Annotated in this window: 17 protein-coding genes; 2 read left to right on the top strand and 15 right to left on the bottom strand. The window is 71.3% G+C overall.

What is annotated here, in order from left to right:
* Positions 1-47: 47 nt before the first annotated feature.
* The 14 genes from ACGFZS_RS02880 to ACGFZS_RS02815 form a co-directional block, all read right to left on the bottom strand.
* On the bottom strand, positions 48-317 hold the full coding sequence (locus ACGFZS_RS02880) for an acyl carrier protein (RefSeq protein ID WP_355712813.1): 270 nt from the start codon (positions 315-317) through the stop codon (positions 48-50).
* A 71-nt stretch (positions 318-388) separates the two neighbouring features.
* The gene (locus tag ACGFZS_RS02875) at positions 389-1603 is read right to left on the bottom strand and encodes a ketosynthase chain-length factor (protein WP_365695695.1); all 1215 of its coding nucleotides are present in this window, start codon (positions 1601-1603) and stop codon (positions 389-391) included.
* Entirely contained in the window at positions 1600-2871 is a 1272-nt protein-coding gene (locus ACGFZS_RS02870) for a beta-ketoacyl-[acyl-carrier-protein] synthase family protein (protein ID WP_355712819.1), read from the bottom strand. The genes ACGFZS_RS02875 and ACGFZS_RS02870 overlap by 4 nt, the downstream gene beginning before the upstream one ends.
* Positions 2868-3197 (bottom strand): TcmI family type II polyketide cyclase, encoded by a 330-nt coding sequence (locus ACGFZS_RS02865; protein WP_355712822.1) that lies wholly within the window; start codon positions 3195-3197, stop codon positions 2868-2870. The genes ACGFZS_RS02870 and ACGFZS_RS02865 overlap by 4 nt, the downstream gene beginning before the upstream one ends.
* Before the next feature lie 92 nt (positions 3198-3289).
* Positions 3290-4780 carry an FAD-dependent monooxygenase gene (locus tag ACGFZS_RS02860; RefSeq protein WP_393793615.1) on the bottom strand — a complete coding sequence of 497 codons (1491 nt, stop codon included), beginning with the start codon at positions 4778-4780 and terminating at the stop codon, positions 3290-3292.
* Positions 4781-5096: 316 nt separating this feature from the next.
* Positions 5097-5642 carry an O-methyltransferase gene (locus ACGFZS_RS02855; protein WP_393793614.1) on the bottom strand — a complete coding sequence of 182 codons (546 nt, stop codon included), beginning with the start codon at positions 5640-5642 and terminating at the stop codon, positions 5097-5099.
* A 155-nt stretch (positions 5643-5797) separates the two neighbouring features.
* The gene (locus tag ACGFZS_RS02850; protein ID WP_393793613.1) at positions 5798-7876 is read right to left on the bottom strand and encodes a hypothetical protein; all 2079 of its coding nucleotides are present in this window, start codon (positions 7874-7876) and stop codon (positions 5798-5800) included.
* 509 nt (positions 7877-8385) lie between these two features.
* Positions 8386-9045 carry an antibiotic biosynthesis monooxygenase family protein gene (locus ACGFZS_RS02845; protein ID WP_393793612.1) on the bottom strand — a complete coding sequence of 220 codons (660 nt, stop codon included), beginning with the start codon at positions 9043-9045 and terminating at the stop codon, positions 8386-8388.
* Between the two features lie 25 nt (positions 9046-9070).
* A complete protein-coding gene (locus ACGFZS_RS02840; protein ID WP_393793611.1) occupies positions 9071-10675 on the bottom strand; it encodes an MFS transporter in 1605 nt (534 codons plus the stop codon).
* Between the two features lie 64 nt (positions 10676-10739).
* Positions 10740-11717, bottom strand: a complete 978-nt coding sequence (locus ACGFZS_RS02835; RefSeq protein WP_393793610.1) for a DUF6081 family protein — start codon at positions 11715-11717, stop codon at positions 10740-10742.
* Positions 11714-12877, bottom strand: a complete 1164-nt coding sequence (locus ACGFZS_RS02830; RefSeq protein WP_393793609.1) for an acyl-CoA dehydrogenase family protein — start codon at positions 12875-12877, stop codon at positions 11714-11716. The genes ACGFZS_RS02835 and ACGFZS_RS02830 overlap by 4 nt, the downstream gene beginning before the upstream one ends.
* Positions 12878-12930: 53 nt before the next feature.
* Positions 12931-13515 (bottom strand): NAD(P)H-dependent oxidoreductase, encoded by a 585-nt coding sequence (locus ACGFZS_RS02825; RefSeq protein WP_355712841.1) that lies wholly within the window; start codon positions 13513-13515, stop codon positions 12931-12933.
* A 163-nt stretch (positions 13516-13678) separates the two neighbouring features.
* On the bottom strand, positions 13679-14143 hold the full coding sequence (locus ACGFZS_RS02820; protein ID WP_393793608.1) for a nuclear transport factor 2 family protein: 465 nt from the start codon (positions 14141-14143) through the stop codon (positions 13679-13681).
* An 84-nt stretch (positions 14144-14227) separates the two neighbouring features.
* Positions 14228-14884: a response regulator transcription factor gene (locus tag ACGFZS_RS02815; protein WP_359208044.1), complete on the bottom strand. Its 657-nt coding sequence runs from the start codon at positions 14882-14884 to the stop codon at positions 14228-14230.
* Between the two features lie 474 nt (positions 14885-15358).
* Here ACGFZS_RS02815 and ACGFZS_RS02810 point away from each other — a divergent pair, with 474 nt between their 5' ends.
* Positions 15359-15925 carry a TetR family transcriptional regulator gene (locus ACGFZS_RS02810; protein WP_355712849.1) on the top strand — a complete coding sequence of 189 codons (567 nt, stop codon included), beginning with the start codon at positions 15359-15361 and terminating at the stop codon, positions 15923-15925.
* A gap of 125 nt (positions 15926-16050) precedes the next feature.
* Here ACGFZS_RS02810 and ACGFZS_RS02805 read toward each other — a convergent pair whose 3' ends face one another.
* A complete protein-coding gene (locus tag ACGFZS_RS02805; RefSeq protein WP_393793607.1) occupies positions 16051-16731 on the bottom strand; it encodes a ScbR family autoregulator-binding transcription factor in 681 nt (226 codons plus the stop codon).
* A gap of 168 nt (positions 16732-16899) precedes the next feature.
* Between ACGFZS_RS02805 and ACGFZS_RS02800 the strand changes: the two genes are divergently transcribed.
* Positions 16900-17940 (top strand): ScbA/BarX family gamma-butyrolactone biosynthesis protein, encoded by a 1041-nt coding sequence (locus ACGFZS_RS02800; protein ID WP_393793606.1) that lies wholly within the window; start codon positions 16900-16902, stop codon positions 17938-17940.
* Positions 17941-18034: the final 94 nt, after the last annotated feature.

Raw genomic sequence — 18034 nt, 5'->3', positions numbered from 1 at the left:
GGCCCGCTCGGTCGGCCTGATCGGGGGAGGTCAGGCCGGGTCGGGGGTCAGGCGGCGACGTCGGCCGAGAGGAGCTCGTTCACGGCGGCGACGAGGGCCCGCGGGGTGGTGATGTCGGAGAGGTTGACGTCGTCGAGGCTGACGCCGAACTCGCGCTCGATACGGCCGCCGGTCTCCAGGAGCGCGAGGGACTCGTAGCCCAGCTCCTCGAAGTCGCTGTCCTCGATGTCGCCGTAGAGGTCGACGCCCTCTTCGCTGCCCGCGCTCTCCAGCAGGATGCGGCGCAGGTCGTCGAGGGTGAAGGTGCGTTCGGGCATGACGGTTTCCTCCGTGTGCCGGTGTGGGTGGGTGGGGTGGGGGTGTGCGGTGGGATCGCGTGGGCGGCGGGTCAGTCCGCGGCGCGTACGACCACCGCGGAGTTGAAGCCGCCGTAGCCGCGGGCGACCACCAGGGCGGTGCGGACGGCGGCGGTGCGCGGGGCTCCGGTGACCAGGTCGAGCCGGTACTCCTCGGCGGGCCGCACGTTGGTGGTGGGCGGGACGACCCCGTCCTGGATCGCGAGCAGCGCGGCCGCCACGTCCAGGGGCGCGGCGCCCGAGTAGAGGCGGCCGGTCATCGTCTTGGGTGCCGTCACGGCCACTCCGCGCGGGCCGAAGACCTCGGTGAGGGCGTCGGCCTCGACGCGGTCCAGCGCGGGCACGCCCGCCGCGTCGGCGAAGACCACGTCGATGTCGCCGGGTTCGGCGCCTGCGTCGGCGAGGGCGGCGCGGATCGCCTGGCGCAGGCCGGGCGGGCGGCCGCTGTCGGGCCGGGGGTCGAAGGTGGCGCCGTAGCCGGCGATCTCGCCGTAGATCCGGGCGCCCCGGGCGCGGGCCGTCGCGCCGTCCTCCAGGACGAGGATGGCGCCGCCCTCGCCCGGTACGTGCCCGTCGGCGAGCGCGTCGAAGGGCACGTACGCCCGGTCCGGGTCGTCCTGCCGGCTGAGGCGTTCGGCGGCGAGCTGGGCGACCCAGCCCCAGGGGCAGATCGAGGCGTCGATCGCGCCGGAGACGATGAGCCGGGTGCCCTTGCGGATCTGCCGGCGCGCCTGGGCCAGGGCGTCGAGGCCGCCCGCCTGGTCGCTGACCACGACACCGCTGGGGCCCTTCATGCCGTTGCGGATCGAGATCTGGCCGGTGTTGACGGCATAGAACCAGGCGAAGGACTGGTAGGCGCTGACGTACTGGCCGCCCTTGCTCCAGAGCTTCTGCAGCTCGTTCTGCCCGAACTCGAAGCCGCCGGAGGAGCTGGCGGTGATCACGCCCATGTCGTAGGCGTTGAGTTCGCTGGGGGTGACCTCGGCGTCCTCCAGCGCCCAGTCGGCGGCGACCAGCGCGAGCCGGGTCATCCGGTCGGTCTGCGGCAGCAGCCGGCCGGGCAGGTGGTCCTCGGCCACGAAGCCGGGCACCTCGCCGGCCAGCCGCGCCGGGTACTGGTCCGGGACGAACCGGGTGACCGGTCCGATGCCGCTCTCGCCCCTGAGCGTGGCCGCCCAGAAGTCCTTGGTGCCGAGGCCGTTGGGAGCGGCGATGCCGAGGCCCGTGACCACAACCGGGGTCGTCATGCGATGCTCCTGTCGGGCCGGGCCAGCACCATGGCGCTCTGGAAGCCGCCGAAGCCGCTGCCGACGGTCAGGACGGTGTCGGTACGCCACTCCCGCGCCGTGATCGGCACGTAGTCGAGGTCGCACTCGGGGTCCGGGGTGTGCAGATTGGCCGTGGGCGGAACGACGTTGTTCTCCATGGCCAGCGCGGAGGCCGCGATCTCGATGGAGCCGATCGCGCCGAGCGAGTGGCCCACCATCGACTTGATCGAGCTGACCGGCGTCCGGTAGGCGTGCTCGCCGAGGCTGCGCTTGAACGCGGCGGTCTCGTGGCGGTCGTTCTGCTTGGTGCCGGAGCCGTGCGCGTTGATGTAGTCGATCGCCGTCGGGTCGATCCGGGCCTCGTCGAGGGCGACGCCGATGGCCTCGGCCATCTCGGCGCCGTCCGGCCGCAGTCCCGTCATGTGGAAGGCGTTGCAGCGGGAGGCGTAGCCGGCGATCTCCGCGTAGATGTGGGCTCCGCGGCGCCGGGCGCTCTCCAGCTCCTCCAGGACGAACACCGCCGAACCCTCGCCGAGGACGAAGCCGTTGCGGGTGCCGTCGAAGGGGCGGGAGGCGTGCTCCGGGTCGTCGTTGCGCGGGGTGGTCGCCTTGATCGCGTCGAAGCAGGCGACGGTGATCGGCGAGATCGGCGCGTCCGAGCTGCCCGCGATCATGACGTCCGCGGTGCCCTCCCGGATGATGTCCACCGCGTGCCCGACCGAGTCGAGGCCGGAGGTGCAGCCGGTGGAGACGACGGTCGAGGGGCCCTCGGCGCCCACCGCCCAGGCGACCTCGGCCGCGAAGGAGCTCGGCACGAAGTGGTTGTAGAGGTGCGGGACCGCGTAGCGGTGGTCGACCAGGTCGAGCCGGCCGCCGTCGCTGACGACCCGGTACTCCTGGTCGAGGCCGGTGGTGGCGCCGACCGCGCTGCCGATGGTCACGCCGGTGCGGTGCGGGTCGAGTTCCGCCAGGGCGATGCCGCTGTCGGCGACGGCCTCCCGGGTCGCCACCACGGCGAGCTGGGCGGCGCGGTCCATCCGGCGGATCTCCTGCGGGCTCAGCCCGTGTTCCTCGGGGTCGAAGTCGATCTCCGCGGCCACCCGGGACCGGAAGGGAGCGGGGTCGAAGAAGGTGATGCCCCGCGTCGAGGTCCGCCCCTCGCTCAGCAGATTCCAGAAATTCTTCGCGCCTATACCGCCCGGAGCGAGCACTCCGATTCCGGTGATGGCGACACGGCGACCGGTCACGAGGAGGCTTCCCAGTGGTAGAACGACTTGGCCATGGCATCGGCGGGAGAACGCCAGGTGGCGGGGTCGTAGGCCTGAATGTACGGCTTGAGGTCCTCGCTTATCTTCACGAAGCGGGGATCCGTCTTGGCCTCTTCGATGATCTCTCCGCCGTTGTCGGTGTCGAATTCCTGGAGATGGAAGTAGAGACCCTTGTAGAGAAAGAGCTGGCGGCGCCGGGTGCCCATGATGTGCGGCATTTCGGTGCCGTCGAACTCCTTGAAGAGCCGGGCCACGTCATAACGTGCGCCGGGTTCCATCCGGGCGACGATCAGCGTGCTGTGCATGGTTTTCTTCTTCTCCTTCGCTGCGAATGCGCTGCGAATCCGCTGCGCTGCCGCTGTGGTTTCGCTGCGCTCGGGGCGGATCGGGACGGCGGTCAGCGCGGCAGGCCCGCCCGGGCCGGGCCGAACCAGCGCTCCAGCGCCATGGGCAGGTCGTGGTGGCTGCCGGGGGCGGCCCAGGCGACGTAGCCGTCGGGGCGGACGAGGACCGCGGCGGTGCCGGACAGCGGGCTGCCGGCGGTGACCCCGACCGGGGTCGCCGTGACGACGTCCACCCGGTCCGACCACGGCCGCGCCCGCTCCCGCAGGGCGGCGGTGTCCTCCAGGTCGAGCAGCACCCCGCGGCCCGCGGTGAGCAGGTCGAAGCTGGTGGTGGTGCGCGCGGCCGAGGGGGTCCGCACCCCCAGCGACGGCATGCGCCGGCCGAGCAGCGGGTGGGGGCCGGAGCCGACGTCGTAGTGGATCTCCAGGCCGCTCACCATGCCGGCCAGGTGCCGGGACACCTCGGGGTAGGCGATGAGCTCGGTGAGCACGTCACGGACCGGCTGGACCTCGCCGCCGCTGAGGAACAGCAGGCCCTGGGCGCGGGTGTTCATCAGCAGGCGCCGGCCGACCGGGTGGCGCTCCTCGTGATAGGTGTCGAGCAGGGCCTCGGGCGCCCGGCCCTGGACCACCGCGGCGAGCTTCCAGCCCAGGTTGACGGCGTCCTGGATGCTGGTGTTCATGCCCTGGCCGCCGGCGGGCAGATGGATGTGCGCGGAGTCCCCGGCCAGCAGGATCCGGCCCTTGCGGTACCGCGTCACCTGGCGGGTGGCGTCGCCGAACGCGCTCACCCACACCGGCTCGCCGTGCGCGATGTCGACGCCGGTCAGCCGCTTCCAGGCGGCCGCCACCTCGGCGTACGCGGGGGCCTCGGTACGGCGCTGCGGAGGCGTGCCGCGTTCGCAGACGATCAGCCGGGTGATGCCGTCGGCCAGGTGACCGACCATCACCATGCCGCCGGGCAGCGTCTCGCCGATCATGCGCGGTTCGAGGTCCAGGCCGCGTACGTCGGCGAGGTACATCTCCAGCGTGGCCGCGGTGCCGGGGAAGTCGAAGCCGACGGCCTTGCGGACCTTGCTGCGGCCGCCGTCGCAGCCGACGAGGTAGCGCGCGCGGAGCTCGTGCACGCCGTCCGGGCCGCGCACCTCGACGAGGACGCTGTCGCCGTCGTCCTTGACGGAGAGCACCTCGTGGCTGCGGCGGACGTCCGTGCCGAGGTCGGTGACCCACTGCTCCAGCACCGTCTCGGTGTGGGACTGAGGCACGGTCTTCGCCGCCTGGTGGGCTCCGTCGAGGAGGCCGAAGTCGACGGGCAGGCCGCCGAAGTGCCCGAAGGCGCTGACCTCGATCTCCCCGAACCGGGAGAGCAGACCGCGCTGGGCGAACACCTCCATCGTCCGTGCCGTGAAGCCGAGTCCGCGCGATTCACCGGTGCGTTCGGCGAGTCGTTCCAGAAGGACGACGTCGACTCCGGCGAGCCGCAATTCGCCGGCGAGCATCAGCCCTGCCGGGCCGGCTCCCACGACTATGACTTCGGCGTCCATGCCACTCTCCTCGGTCATCCTGGGGAATTCATTTCGGAATCGATGACTAACCGACGGCCGATCGACCGACCTTCAACAGGTGGTCAATTATTCGCCATTGGCCCGCCCATACTGACAGCTCGTCAATAGCGGTGCCCGCTGCGCCGTCTCCGGAAGCCGACTAAATAGTCCGTCATACCGACCGACCCGTTCAAGAAGATTCGGGCGGAACCTCGTCAGGGCTGTGCGAAGTTGCGTCAGGTCTCTGTGAAGTGATGCCGCACGGATGACGGAATTGTTTCCGCCGAATCGATTTCCCCTCACCGCCCGTTCCGGGTCAGCCCGGCCAGCGGCTGACCTCGAACCCGCAGTCGTCCACCGGCAGGGTGGTGGTGGCGATCGCCCCCCGGTCCTTGGCGAAGGCCCCGTAGTCCCGCAGGTCCCAGGCGAAGACCGGGTGGCACACGTCATGGGCGATCACCAGCGCGCCCGGCGCCAGATGGGGCAGCCAGCGCTCCAGCAGCCGGGCGTAGCCGGACTTGCGCGAGCCCGGCACGTCGATGTCGATGAGCAGCAGGTCCCACCGCTCCCCCGCGCTGTGCTCCGCCGCCTCGAAGGCATCTCCTACGACGGCCCCGGCGCCCGGCGCGAACCCGGCCCGCCGCAGGTTGCCCTCGGCGAGCGCCACCGGCTCGGCGGCCACGTCCAGCCCCAGGGACCGCCGCCCCGCATACCGCGGCTCGGGCCCGAACCCCGGCCCCGACACCCACGCCATCAGGTTCCCCGCGAAGCACCCCAACGTCGCCACCGCCGCCGGCCGCCGAGCCGCCGCCAGCCCGTACAGCACCCGTGCCGCGAGCGGCGTGAGTGTGGTGGTCGGCACCTCGAACGACGCCGCCAACCGCGCCCGCAACGCATGAAACTCCCCCCACGACACCTCGGGCACCCCCGCATCCACCACCCCCGCCCCCCGGCAGTGCTCCAGAAACCGCCCCGCCAACGCATCCGCCTGAGCCCCCGTCAACCGCGGCAACCCACTCACGCCCGCCCACCCCCCACAACAGCCCGCCCGAAACCGGAGACGCCGTTCACCACGGGCCCACCTGGACCCGCGGCTTTCCTTGCCGCAGCCCCACCCCCCTCGGGCCCCCCTGCTCCCAGCGCATCGCCCGCCCCGGTCGTCCCGTCGGCGCTGCTCTGCGTCAGCAGTCCGCTCGGGTTCTCGCGGGCCGTGATGCCGGCGAGGAAGCGGTTGAGGTCGCGGCCGGGGAGGCCTTCGAGGTCGACTGCGGGGAGGTAGGAGGGGAGTTTGGAGGAGGGGGGTGAAATGTCGGCGCCGGCGGCGGTCAGGGCCTCGGCGAGTTCGTCGCGGCCGGCGCCGCGGTCGTACGCTCCGGCCGCCTCGGGGTACCAGATGCGGGCCGCGGCCAGGGTGTGCCGGTCCCAGCGGGCGCCCTGCAGGGTCAGCGCCCAGAGCAGTCCCGCCAGGTCCTGCGCGAACGCCGTCTCGTCGCAGAGCCGGCGGGCCGTGCGCGCCGCGTCCCGGTAGTGGCGGGCGGCACCCGGGTGATCGCCGCGCCGCAGGTCCGTGTAGCCCGCGGCGGCGAGCAGCTTCTCCAGGTGGAAGGGGTCCCGCAGGGTGTGGGCGACGCGGACGGCCGCCGCGAAGGAGGCCGCGGCCTCCTCGTGACTGCCCCGGCGCAGCTGGAGGACGGCGATCGCGTAGTGGTGGGGCACGAAGAACTCGGGCCTGCCGGTGCCGAGCATCGTCGCCGACACCGAGCGCAGGAACTCCTCCGCCTGCCGGTGCCGGCCGGTGATCTGGAGCAGGAAGGCCAGGTTGTGACTGAGGTTGTAGCGCAGGTAGAAGGCGCTGTCCCCCGGCATCTCACGGACCATCCGGAAGGCGTCAAACTCCAGTTCGAAAGCGCTCTGGAACAGCCGGTCCCGGCGCTCCGCGTCCGACGTCTCGCGGGCGTCGATGGCCGCGGCGAGCGCCAGCCCGTTGAGGATCCACGCCCGCTCCACCTGCGCGTCCACACCCGGCTCGGCCAACTCGTCCAGGCACTCCAGGCCGCGCAGGTAGAAGGTGCGCGCCGTGTCGGTGTCGTCCTTGCGCTTGGTGACCAGCAGCGCCACCAGGTAGTTCAGATGGGCCCTCAACTCCGGCTTCCCGGCCAGCTCCAGGGACCGTTCCAGCTTCGCGACGGCGCTGTCGATCCGCCCGGTCTGCGCCTCCGAGATCGCCTGGAGCCTGATCAGGTCGGCCGTGTCGTCGGCCCGGCCGGGGTCACCTCCGACGGCCGCCAGATGCGCGGCGATCAGCAGATCGGCCCGCTCGAAGTTCTGCAGGGCGATCGCGTCGCCGATGGCACGCAGCGGGCCGGCCGAGCCGTCGGAGTGCCAGGGTTCGACCGCGAGGCCGGACGCACCGGACGCACCGGGCGCACCGGGCGCACCGGGGAGAGTCTCGGCCGTCGGCGGCAGCACCCCGCACACGCCGACCGCCCGCTGCCCGGAGAGCCGCTCCAGGAACAGGCTGCCGCCGTCCTTCAGCAGCCCCCGGACGGTGATGCCCCGGCCCTGCTGGTCCGCGAGCAGCACGGTCCGGTACAGGATGCGGACCGAGATACGGTCCCAGCGGTCGAAGGCGTCCAGGACGAGAACGGGCCGCTCGCCCAGCACGGGAAGGGCGTCCACGAGGAAGCGGGCCGCGCGGTCGATCCAGCCGGCGGTGATGTGGGACTCCCGGCTGATGCGCCGGGTGGTGCCGAGCGAGGCGGTCTCGGACACCGGCACGAACCGGCCCCGGGGCGCCTGCGCGTCCTCCGGTCGCGTGAGCAGGGCGAGGACCTCGGCGTGCCGCTCCGGCACCTCGGGCCGGGCCTCGCGCACGGCGGGCAGCAGGACGGCCAGCAGCTCCTGGAGTCCGCAGAGATGGTCGTGACCGGCGGCGGGCGGGCCGACGGCCACGGCCGCCCCGACGGCGTTCGGGCCGAGGCAGTCGGCGAGGTCATGGGGTCGGGCGCAGAGCACCACACCGTGTACGGCGGGGCGCCATGCGAGGGTCGGTTCCTGCAGCCAGGCGGGCCGGGAGGCCACGGCACCAGCGGTCACGGCGCGCTCCTAGTTTTCTTGTTCCTGCTGATTCCGGTTCGGTGTCCGATTCCGGCTCTCCGACTTCCGGCGCCCGGTTCCGGCTTCCGGCTTCCGGCTTCCGGCTTCCGGCTTCCGGCTTCCGGCTTCCGGCGCCCGGTCCGGCTCTCCGGTGTCCGGTCCGGCTCTCCGGTGTCCGGTTCCGGTTCCGGCCTTCCGGCCTTCCGGGGGAAGCGACCGGCCCCCGCTGCGGGGCAGCGAGGGCCGGCTACGGGGAGACCGTGGACTACCAGGTCTCGTTGCCCAGGGCGAGCTCGAACTCGTTCTCGGTCAGCTCGTTCTCGGCCGAGAACGTGGCGAGGACCTCCTCCAGAGCGGCGCTCAGCGCGGCGTCGGTCATGGGTGTCACCTCCTCCCTTCGGTGTCGCGGATGTGCTGGGGACTCCCGTACGCACCTGGCGCGGGCCCTCCGGGGCGGACGGCGCGCCAGGGGTGTACGGAAGGGTCTGCGACGGACCCGTGACGGTCCGTCAGATCTTGGTGGCCTCGGTGATGTAGGCGATCCGCAGCGCGTACTCGCGGATGTCGACGCCGTCCAGGGCGGCGGGCCGCCCGCCGCTCGCGTCGCGGCCGGCGCGGAAGGCCTGGTACGCCTCCTCGCTCTGCCACTGCGAGTAGCTGACGACGGCCTCGCCCTCGAAGTCCCGGTGCACGCTGTGCGAGACGTAGCCCGGCGTGGTGTCGAGCACCGCGTTGGGCTGGGCCACCACCGCGAGCAGCGCGTCCTGCTGGGCCGTCGACCGGGTGCGGGCCACCTCGATGACCGTGAAGACGTCCTGCTGCTCCGTGATCTCGATGGTCGGGTCGCCCAGCTTCGGGTTCCGCTGGGTGTACACGACCTCGCAGTGGATGCTGTCGAACGTCGCGAAGGTCATGACCTCCTTGAAGCGCTCCTGCCGGCTCGGATCGCTGAGGATGCCCTCCCAGGCGGCCTTGTCGCGCCACTGTATGTAGCTGATCACGGAGTTGCCGTCGTAGCTGAGGTGGGCGTTGACCGAGACCAGCCCGGTCCGCTCGTCCGCCGCGCCGAGACTCTGCCAGATCTCGATCAGCCGGTGCTGGTGCTCCGGGGACGTCTCGAAGATGTTGACCAGTGTGTAGTACTGGTCCTTGACACTGATCCTCGTCATACGAGGAACCTCCTTGTCGGGGTGCTCAGGCGCTCTGCGCGCCGGAGGGCAGCGTCTCCTCGGCGGCACCGGTGGCACCGGCCGTCTGCGGCGCCGGCTGCGCGGCCGGGGCCGGGGCCGGCAGCGCCCTGCGCAGCAGTACGGCGACGAGCGCGGCCATCGCGAGGAGCACACCGATGGAGACGTAGGAGGCGACCTCCATGCCGTGGGCGAAGGCGTCGTGGGCCGCCGCGCTCAGCTGGTCGCCGAGCTTGCCGGGGAGCTGACCGGCCACGGCGGCCGCCTCGGAGACGCTGTTGCGCGCCGCGTCGTGGGCCGCACCGGTGACCCCGGCGGGCAGGTGGTCGTCGAGGCTGGAGCCGTAGACGGCGGTGGCGAGGCTGCCGACGAGGGCGATGCCGACCGCGCCGCCGAGCTCGTTGGTGGTGGAGGCCAGCGCGGACGCGGCACCGGCCCGCTCGACCGGGGCCGCCTGGACGATGGTGCCGATACCGAGCGCCATCACCGGGGCGAGACCGACGAACATGATCGCGGACGAGGTGATGACCAGCGCCGTACCGGAGTTGCCGTCGACCTGGGTCAGCACGCCGAAGCCGACGGAGCCGACCAGCAGGCCGGCGATGAGCACCGGCGGCGTACCGATCTTCTGGGAGATGCCGGTGCCGACCACGGCGGCGACCATGCCGGGGATGATGACCGGCAGCTGCCACAGACCGGCCTCGGCGGGCGACATGCCGAGGACGATCTGCAGGTAGGTGGCGAGCAGGTACTGGATGCCCATCATCAGGCCGGTGGTCAGCAGCAGGGTGCCGACGGAGACCGAGAAGGCCGGGCGGGAGAACAGGGACACGTCCATGAGCGGGACCGACAGGCCGCGCTGGCGCAGCACGAAGGCCACACCGAAGGCCAGGCCGACGACGAGGCTGACGGTCGGCCAGGTCTCGAAGCCGTTGCGGGCCAGTTCCTTGACGCCGTAGACGGCCGGCAGGATCGCGGCCAGCGACATGCCGACGCTCAGCAGGTCGAGGCGGCCGCCGGCCGGGTCCTTGTACTCGGGCAGCAGGAGCGGACCGGCGATCAGCAGCAGCACCATGACCGGTACGGCCATCAGGAAGGGCGCGCCCCACCAGAAGTGGTCCAGCAGCAGGCCACCGGCGATCGGGCCGACCACACCGCCGACCATGAAGGACGTGGTCCAGATGGTGACCGCGGTGGTGCTCTCCTTCTCGTCCCGGAACATGACGCGCAGCAGCGACAGCGTCGAGGGGGCGAGGGTGGCGGCCGAGATGCCGAGCAGGGCCCGGGCCGCGATCAGCATCTCGGGGCTGTTCGCCTCCGCCGTGAGGACCGAGGCGACCCCGAAGAGCACGGCTCCGATCAGGAGCAGCCGGCGGCGTCCGATGCGCTCGCCGAGCGTTCCCATGGTGATCAGGAAGCCGGCGATCAGGAAGCCGTAGATGTCGCTCGCCCACAGCAGCTGGGTGCTGGAGGGGTTCAGGTCGGCCGTCAGCTTGGGGACGGCCATGAACAGCAGCGTGAGGTCCATGGTGGTGAGCAGCGCCGGCAGGCAGAGGACTGCCAGGCCGATCCACTCACGGCGGCCCGCCTTGGCGGGCGTTACTGCGGTCACAACGAGTTCCTTTGCAACTCAATGGGGGGATGGCGGAGTTCTTCGGGCCGCTGGGGGCCCGCGGTCAGGCGGTGGTGACGGAGAGGTCGCGCACGTTCAGCGCGACGCCCTGCCCCCAGAGGCGGTGGGTGGGTGTGCTCTGTTCGTCGAGGAACTTCTGCGGCCAGGGCGCGCCGGCCCGCGGGTCGACGTAGTGGGAGGGCGCCGAGTCGATCCGGACCAGGCCGGTGGCGTCGGCCCCCAGGGCGCCGTCGAGCAGGGTGAACATGCCGATGCCGGATATCAGTTGGCGCGGCGCGATGTCCTCGGGCTCGCCCGCGTGGTCCAGCAGCTGGTGGGCGCGGTCCAGGACGGGGTGCCCGATCCGGTCCACCGACAGCACCGGTACGCCGTTGACCTCCCAGGTCACGGTGGAGCGCGCGCGGTCCAGGGTGATCCGCAGGGTGTCGACGTCGCCGGGTGCCCGGTCGGCGACCGGGACGGCGTAGGTGTAGGCCGCGTAGGTGGTGCCGGGCAGGCGCAGCCGCTCGTAGTTGGCGTACACGCGGGTGTTGGTGACGAAGAACCCGAAGATCGAGGCGGTCTCCAGATCGGCGGTGATCATCGAGCCGCAGGCCAGCCGGGGGTCGGCCTGCGGGTCGGCGACCGCCGTTCCGAAGGGGTGGCCCTCGGTGCCGTAGGTGGAGACGGCGAGGGTGGTGGTGCAGACGAGCGCGCCGGTGGCGGGGGCGTCGAAGCCCGGTATCCCGGTGCCCGCCGTACGGTTCGGCATGGCCGTCCACTTGACGTGGTCCCGGGTGCCCGCGCCGCCGTCCGCCTGCTGGCCGGTGGTGGAGACGAAGGCGGGGGCGCCGGTGCGCGGGTTGACGCCGGTGGGCACCACGGCGAGGCCGAGCCCGGAGGTGTGGGCGACTCCGTCGCCACCGGGGACACCGGCGGTGTCCTGGGTGTGCCAGGCGGCGTCCGGGCCGGTGGTGGTGAAGCCGTCGCGGAAGTCCTCGTGGAACAGCAGGCCGCTGCCGACCGCGTCCGTGGTCGTCATGATCGGGGGCTCTTTCCTGCTCGGGCGGCGTCCAGGGGACCACGGGTGTAGGCCAGCGCGGCGGGCTCGAACTGCAGCACCATGTGGCTGGCCGCGGAGTTGGCGTCCCGCCAGATGCGCTGGAGCGGGTCGGCCACGGACTGGCCGCGGGTGCCGGCGGCCCGGAAGAGCGTGTCGACGGCGCCGACGAGCAGCTGGGTGGCGAGCGCGCAGTCCCGTCGGTTGCGCACCAGGACGTCCTCGGTGACCCGCTCCCGGTCGGCGCTCAGGGCGGCCCGGGCCAGCAGCAGCCCGGCCGCGTCGATCTCACCGGCCGCCCGGGCGTGGGCGATCCGCTGGGACTCCGCCGGCTCCGCGCCCCGGGCCGCCTTGTCGGCGAGGGCGCGTTCCGACAGCTTCAGCGCGCCCCGGGCCGCGCCGAGGACGGGGGCCGCGAAGGTGAGGCCGTTGACGGCGAACAGCGGCTGGGAGTGCCGGAGTTCGTCGGAGACCGCGCCCCGGCCGGTGAACATGTCGTCCATGAGGAAGGTGCGGTGCTCGGGGACGGACACCTCGTCCACGACGACCGTGTGGCTGCCGGTCGCCCGCATCCCGACCGTGTCCCAGGTCTCCTCGATCCGGTACGCGGCACGGGGTACGGCGAAGAAGCGCGCCTCCTGCCGTTCGTCCGCCCCGGGCACCATGGCCATCAGCAGCGCCCAGTCGGAGAACTCGACCCCGCTGGCGTAGGTCCAGGTGCCGGAGAGCCGCCAGCCGCCGTCGGCGGGCACCGCGCTGGCGGTGGTGGAGACCAGGGAGCTGACCAGCCGGCTGTCCGGTCCGTCCGCCCAGATCTCGGCCTGTCCCTCGGCGGGCAGATAGGCGGCGAACCGCGCGGTGTAGGCGAGCAGCGAGCCGGTCCAGGCGGCGGAGGCGCAGCCCTCGCCGACCGCGGCGACGGCCTCGGTGAGGGTGGTGAACCCGATGGCCGTACCGCCGTGGCGGGCCGGGACCAGCGCCCTGCTGAAGCCGGCCTCGACCAACGCCGCCACCACGTCGGCGGAGAGCCGTCGCTCGCGGTCCGCCCGGGCCGCGTCGCGGGCGGCCGGTTCGGCCGCCGCCCGGGCGGCGGACACGAAGGTGTCCGAGGTGGTGCGGGGAGCAAGGAGCATCCCGGTCATGGCTGTCTCATTTCCTGAACGTCTCGGCTGAGGCGGAGAGCGGGCGGGCCGGCTCAGGCCCGGTAGGGGCGCCGGTCGCGGGCCTCGCGGAGTCCGACGCCCCACCAGACGAGCTGGTCGAGCATGGTCTTGGCGGCGGCCGCGCAGCCCGCCGGCTCCTTGGGGTTGCCGTCCGGGTGGAAGGTGGCGGCGGCGCCGTGGAAGCTGACCGTGTCCCGCAGGGTGACGGCATGCATCTCGGCGTAGACCTGGCGCAGTTGCTCGACCGCGCGCAGCCCGCCGGAGAGCCCGCCGTAGGAGACGAAGCCGACCGGCTTGGCCTGCCACTGGGTGTAGTTCCAGTCGATCGCGACCTTGAGCGGGGCGGGGAAGCTGTGGTTGTACTCGGGGGTCAGGACGACGAAGGCCTCGGCCCGCTCCAGCCGGGCGCTGAGGGCGGCCGCCGTGGCCGCGTCCGCGGGTTCGGGTGCGTCGGTCACCGCGACCGGCAGGGGGAAGTCGGCCAGGTCGACGACGTCCAGCTCGATGTCGTCGTTCTGCCGGGCCTCTTCGGCGAACCACTTGGCGATGGTCGGGCCGAACCGGGTGGCACGGGTGCTCCCGATGATGAGAGCCACTCGAAGACGTTCCTCGGACATGGGGATCCTCACGATCGTTGGTGTGCTGTGTGCGCTGCTCGGAGTGCGGTGCGGTGCGGCGGGCCGTCCCCACGTCACCGCCGCACCGCGCCGGCACCCGCTACCGGCAGGGCCGTGGCCTCCGCTGTCGCCGCGGACCTGCCGGGGTCGGTGTCGGCCGGGGTCAGACGACCTGGCGGCGCGCGCCGGCCGCGTCGCGCGGCGACCACCACAGCGCGGTGGTCTCGGCGCCCGCCCCCAGCACGGTCCAACGGCCTTCGACGATGCAGCCGTCGCTCCAGCGCAGCAGGTGCAGCGCCTCGACGGCGAAGGTGTCGTAGGGGGAGGTGCTGTCCGCCTCGGCTCCCGCGCGCACCGCCGTGATGTGGTTGACGTCGACCGAGTAGCCGGCCTCGGGGTTCACCAGCACCGTCACGTTCTCGCCGTGCATGGTGCCGCCGGAGAGCCGGAACATGTTCCCGAAGAACTCCAGGAAGGCGTCGAGCCCTTCGTACCAGCCGGAGTAGGCGTGCAGTCCGGGAACCTCGAACCGCACGTTCTCGTCCCAGAATTCCGTGATCTTCGCGCGGTCCCCGGTACCGAGGGAGGCCCAGGCGGCGCCGACGCGCTCAGGAGTGAGATCAGACATGGCTATGCGGTCCTTTGACGTAAGGAGCTGAAAGAAGAAGCCGAAAGAAGAAGAAGAGACTGAGTGGCTCGGTGACTCGGTGGCTCAGTGCATGCCGACGGGCTGGAAGCAGAGGCCGACACCGCGGATGGTCGTGATCCACTCGTCGGGTCCGAGCTTCCGGCGCAGGCTCGCCACATGGGTGTCGATCGTCCGGCTGGGCGGCGACCAGTGGTCTCCCCACACCTGGCTCATGAGCCGACGGCGCGAGACGACCGCTCCCGGCTGCGAGGCCAGCAGGCACAGCAGGTCGAACTCCTTGCGGGTGCAGTCGACGCGCCGGCCGTCCAGGGTGACCTGCCGCAACCGCATGTCGATGCGCAACGGCCCCCACTCCATGACGTTCTGCGCGCGGGCCTGACGGACGGTCCGGCGCATCACCGCTCCGATCCGCGCCGTCAGCTCCCTGAGGTCGTAGGGCTTGAGAAGGCAGTCGTCCGCGCCGGCCTCCAGGACGAGCACCTGGTCCCACTCGCTGCTGCGGCAGGTGAAGGCGATGATGGGGGTGTCCCCCGCCGCCCGGATCGCGGCACACACGTCGAGGCCGTGCAGATCCGGCAGTTCCAGGTCCAGCAGGACCAGGTCCGCGTGCTCGTACATCTCCAGCGCCTTGCCGCCGCTGCCGACGGCGACCACGTCGCAGCCCTGCCGCCGGAGACTGTGCGTGACTCCCCGTTGTGCGTGCGTATCGCTCTCGACCACGAGCACACGCCACCTCTCCACAGCCACGTTGACTCCCGACCCGAGAACCCCCACTTCCCGCGACGCGCGGCGCTGCGCATCGGAAGCGCGATGACGGTGATGCATGCCGTGTGTTCTGTGCCGAACCGTGCCCGGTTGGCTCATGACGTCGTTTCCCCCGCTCTGCGTGGACGCCCACGCCGAAAACCGATCGAGCACCCGCAGACTACAAACCGACACGCATGCATGTCAACGGACTTCGAGTGGCTTGAATCACGTGCCAAAAGCCCCGATCGACACCCTCAAAACAGACATTGACTACCAAAACAACCATGATTCGGTGTTCAACAACCGGTCCGTCGGCCGACAAAAACCCAGAACACGCCGGGTAAAGATACATGCGTGAATGTTATATTCGCGTCTCTCGCCGTGTGGGTCCCCGCACTCGACGGCACCCGCAAGCCACCTGCACGGATGTGATGTGAGGAGTCGGCATTGAGCGACAAGGCCACCCGGACCCGCTCCCAGTTGATTCGTTCGGCCGCGACCTCGTTCGCCGAACACGGCTACTCGAGGGCGAAGTTGTCCACCATCTCCGCGGACGCGGGAGTGAGCAGAGGGGCCCTCTACTTCCACTTCCCGAGCAAGGAGGCGCTGGCGGACGCCGTGGAAGCGGCGGCGGCGGAGCGGTTCGCGGGCGTGACGAGCCGCTGGGCCGAGGACGGCAACCAGAACCTGGCGGAGGCCGTACAGGCCTTCACCGAGCTGTACCGGCAGGACGTCACGTTCCGCGCCGGCGTGCTACTGAGCCGCGAGAAGGACCGCAAACCCGCCGTCAACCTGCTGGAACAGTGGGAGTCGTACGTCCGGGGCGCGGTCGCGGTCGCGGAGCGCCGGCACCCCTTCACCCGTTCCGGTTCGGCCGGGAGCGCGGCCTCCGCGATCATCGCGCTCACCGTGGGGCTGGCCCTGCTGTGGCACGAGAGTGAGCAGTGGCTGACCGAGTCAACCGTCAGCGGTGTATGGAATCTGCTGCCGCCGCTGGTCGGCCGCATGGACTGAGACTTGGCCGCATGGACCGAGACGCGGCCGCATGGACCGGGACGACGAAAGGGGCCCACCCGGCGGGTGGGCCCCAGCTCTTCGATGACTGTTCGACAGCTCGAACACGCGTGAACGTCAGTGGGTCAGCACCCGTCGGGCGCTTCCTGTCCCGCGGCCTCCTTGAGCCCCGCGAGGGCGCCCAGCTCCGCCCCGACCTTGAGCCCGCGGTCCGGGCTGAGGTCGAGCTGGAGCAGCACCGAGGGCTCGGCGATGTTGGGCAGCACATGCTTCAACAGCGCCCGGATGCGCGCCTCCAGGTCCACCCAGCCGGTCATGACCTGGGAGAACAGCTGGACCCCGGTGAAGCAGGAGCACAGCAGCTCGGCCGTCTCCACCAGGTCCACATGCGGACGCAACTCACCCTGCGCCCGCGCCTGTTCCAGGATGTGGTGGTTCCGGTCGACCCAGCCCTGGAAGGGAAGTCTCCGGTCGAGCCCGACCGCCTCCAGCTCCAGCGACAGCCGGACGCTGCCCTGGAGGAGCGGATCCCTGGTCAGCTGGCACGCGAACACCAGTCCCAGGTCGATCAGCTCCTGGAGCTTGATGTCCCGGACGACCGTGGGCACGTCCGCCTGGCTGGCGAGCACGGCCCGGGCGAGTTCCTCCTTGGAGGAGAAGTGGAAGTACACCGCTCCTCTGGTGAGACTCAACTTCTTGAGCACGTCGGCCACTGTCGTGGCGCTATAACCCCGTTCGGCGAAGACCGACCCCGCGGCCTCCAGGATCATGCGCCGGGTCGCGAGTCCTCGCTCCTGCGTCACCATGGCTTACCTCCGAGGGCTGTGCGCCCATCTGTGCTGGTAGAGCCGGTTTTACTCATCCTTAATCTCAGTATGTGAGACTTACCGTTGAGTTACATACCGACTCACACGTATGTTACGACCCGCTCGAGTACGACTCGAGTTCAGCTTCGGCATTCCTGGGGGGAAGGCATGCAAGCAATCGCTGTTTGTCATGGGAGCGAACAGAGCTCCAGACCGGATGAAACGGGCATATCGCCCGAGATCTCGCTCCATCCGGTTCCCAAAGAACTGGTGCATCGCTCGAAATCACTGGATGTACTGCCTGTCGGCTGGCGGCTTCTGACCAACGACCGCTACCTGATCAGCGTCGAGTGGCCCGGGGATCACCCTTTTTATACAACGGTGAATGGTAACCCGGCAGCCAACCTCGTTGCCGAGACCGTCCGGCAGTGCGGTCTGCTGCTGGCCCACGCCGCCTACCAGGCACCCCTGGGCCATCACTTCGTGATGTGGGACCTGGCGTACACCCGGGAGCGGGTCGGGCCGGCCGTGACCGCGGGGTCCCGCCGCATCGAGGTGGAGGCCGTCTGCTCGGATCTCCGGTTCCGTGGCCCCCGGCTGGCGGCCATGACCTGCGAGATGACGCTGCGCGCGGACGGCAGGACCGTGGCCCGGGGCGGCGGCCGCTTCGACATCGTCAGCCCCGCGGTGTACCGCAGGCTGCGCGGGCCGCAGCTCGCGTCCGTCGTACGGCCCGCCGTACAGCCCGACCCCGTCACGCCCGCACTGGTCGGCCGCACCCGGCCGATCGACGTGGTACTCGCCCCGGCGGCCTCGGGGCCGACGGTCACGGCCCTCGCCGCCACCGCCGCCACCGCCGCTACCGCTCCGTCCGGGCGCTGGCAGTTGCGCGCGGACTTCGGGCACCCGACGATCTTCGACCACGACAACGACCACTTCCCGGGGATGGCCCTCGTCGAAGCGGCGTTCCAGGCCGCGAACGCGGTCGTCGCACCGGGCCGGTACCACTGGTCCTCGACCGAGGTGGCGTTCCTCGGTTACGTGGAGTTCGGCTCCCCGTGCTGGATCGAGGCCCGCATCGGATCCCGCACCGGATCCCGCACCGGACCCATGGACGCGACGCGTCCGACGGCGGTCGAGATCACCGGCCACCAGGACGGCCGTCCGGTCTTCACCGCACTGCTCGAAGGCACCTCGGCGCACGGCTGACAGTCCCTTCGTCCGCTCACGCGTCATCTGACGGGTCCGCGTCACCGCCGACCGGCCCGCTTCTCCGCGGTTCGTCCTCACCACTGCCGGTGAC

Origin of the sequence: Streptomyces sp. NPDC048288 (assembly GCF_043201555.1) — a bacterium.
Lineage (GTDB): Bacteria > Actinomycetota > Actinomycetes > Streptomycetales > Streptomycetaceae > Streptomyces.
This window is presented reverse-complemented; position numbering and strand designations above follow the sequence as displayed.

Bases quoted from the DNA above. Each gene is read 5' to 3' on its own strand.
- ACGFZS_RS02830 (WP_393793609.1), bottom strand. From the start codon at position 12,877: ATGACCGGGATGCTCCTTGCTCCCCGCACCACCTCGGACACCTTCGTG.
- ACGFZS_RS02865 (WP_355712822.1), bottom strand. From the start codon at position 3,197: ATGCACAGCACGCTGATCGTCGCCCGGATGGAACCCGGCGCACGTTAT.
- ACGFZS_RS02860 (WP_393793615.1), bottom strand. From the start codon at position 4,780: ATGGACGCCGAAGTCATAGTCGTGGGAGCCGGCCCGGCAGGGCTGATG.
- ACGFZS_RS02800 (WP_393793606.1), top strand. From the start codon at position 16,900: ATGCAAGCAATCGCTGTTTGTCATGGGAGCGAACAGAGCTCCAGACCG.
- ACGFZS_RS02820 (WP_393793608.1), bottom strand. From the start codon at position 14,143: ATGTCTGATCTCACTCCTGAGCGCGTCGGCGCCGCCTGGGCCTCCCTC.
- ACGFZS_RS02880 (WP_355712813.1), bottom strand. From the start codon at position 317: ATGCCCGAACGCACCTTCACCCTCGACGACCTGCGCCGCATCCTGCTG.
- ACGFZS_RS02825 (WP_355712841.1), bottom strand. From the start codon at position 13,515: ATGTCCGAGGAACGTCTTCGAGTGGCTCTCATCATCGGGAGCACCCGT.
- ACGFZS_RS02845 (WP_393793612.1), bottom strand. From the start codon at position 9,045: ATGACGAGGATCAGTGTCAAGGACCAGTACTACACACTGGTCAACATC.
- ACGFZS_RS02835 (WP_393793610.1), bottom strand. From the start codon at position 11,717: ATGACGACCACGGACGCGGTCGGCAGCGGCCTGCTGTTCCACGAGGAC.
- ACGFZS_RS02875 (WP_365695695.1), bottom strand. From the start codon at position 1,603: ATGACGACCCCGGTTGTGGTCACGGGCCTCGGCATCGCCGCTCCCAAC.
- ACGFZS_RS02805 (WP_393793607.1), bottom strand. From the start codon at position 16,731: ATGGTGACGCAGGAGCGAGGACTCGCGACCCGGCGCATGATCCTGGAG.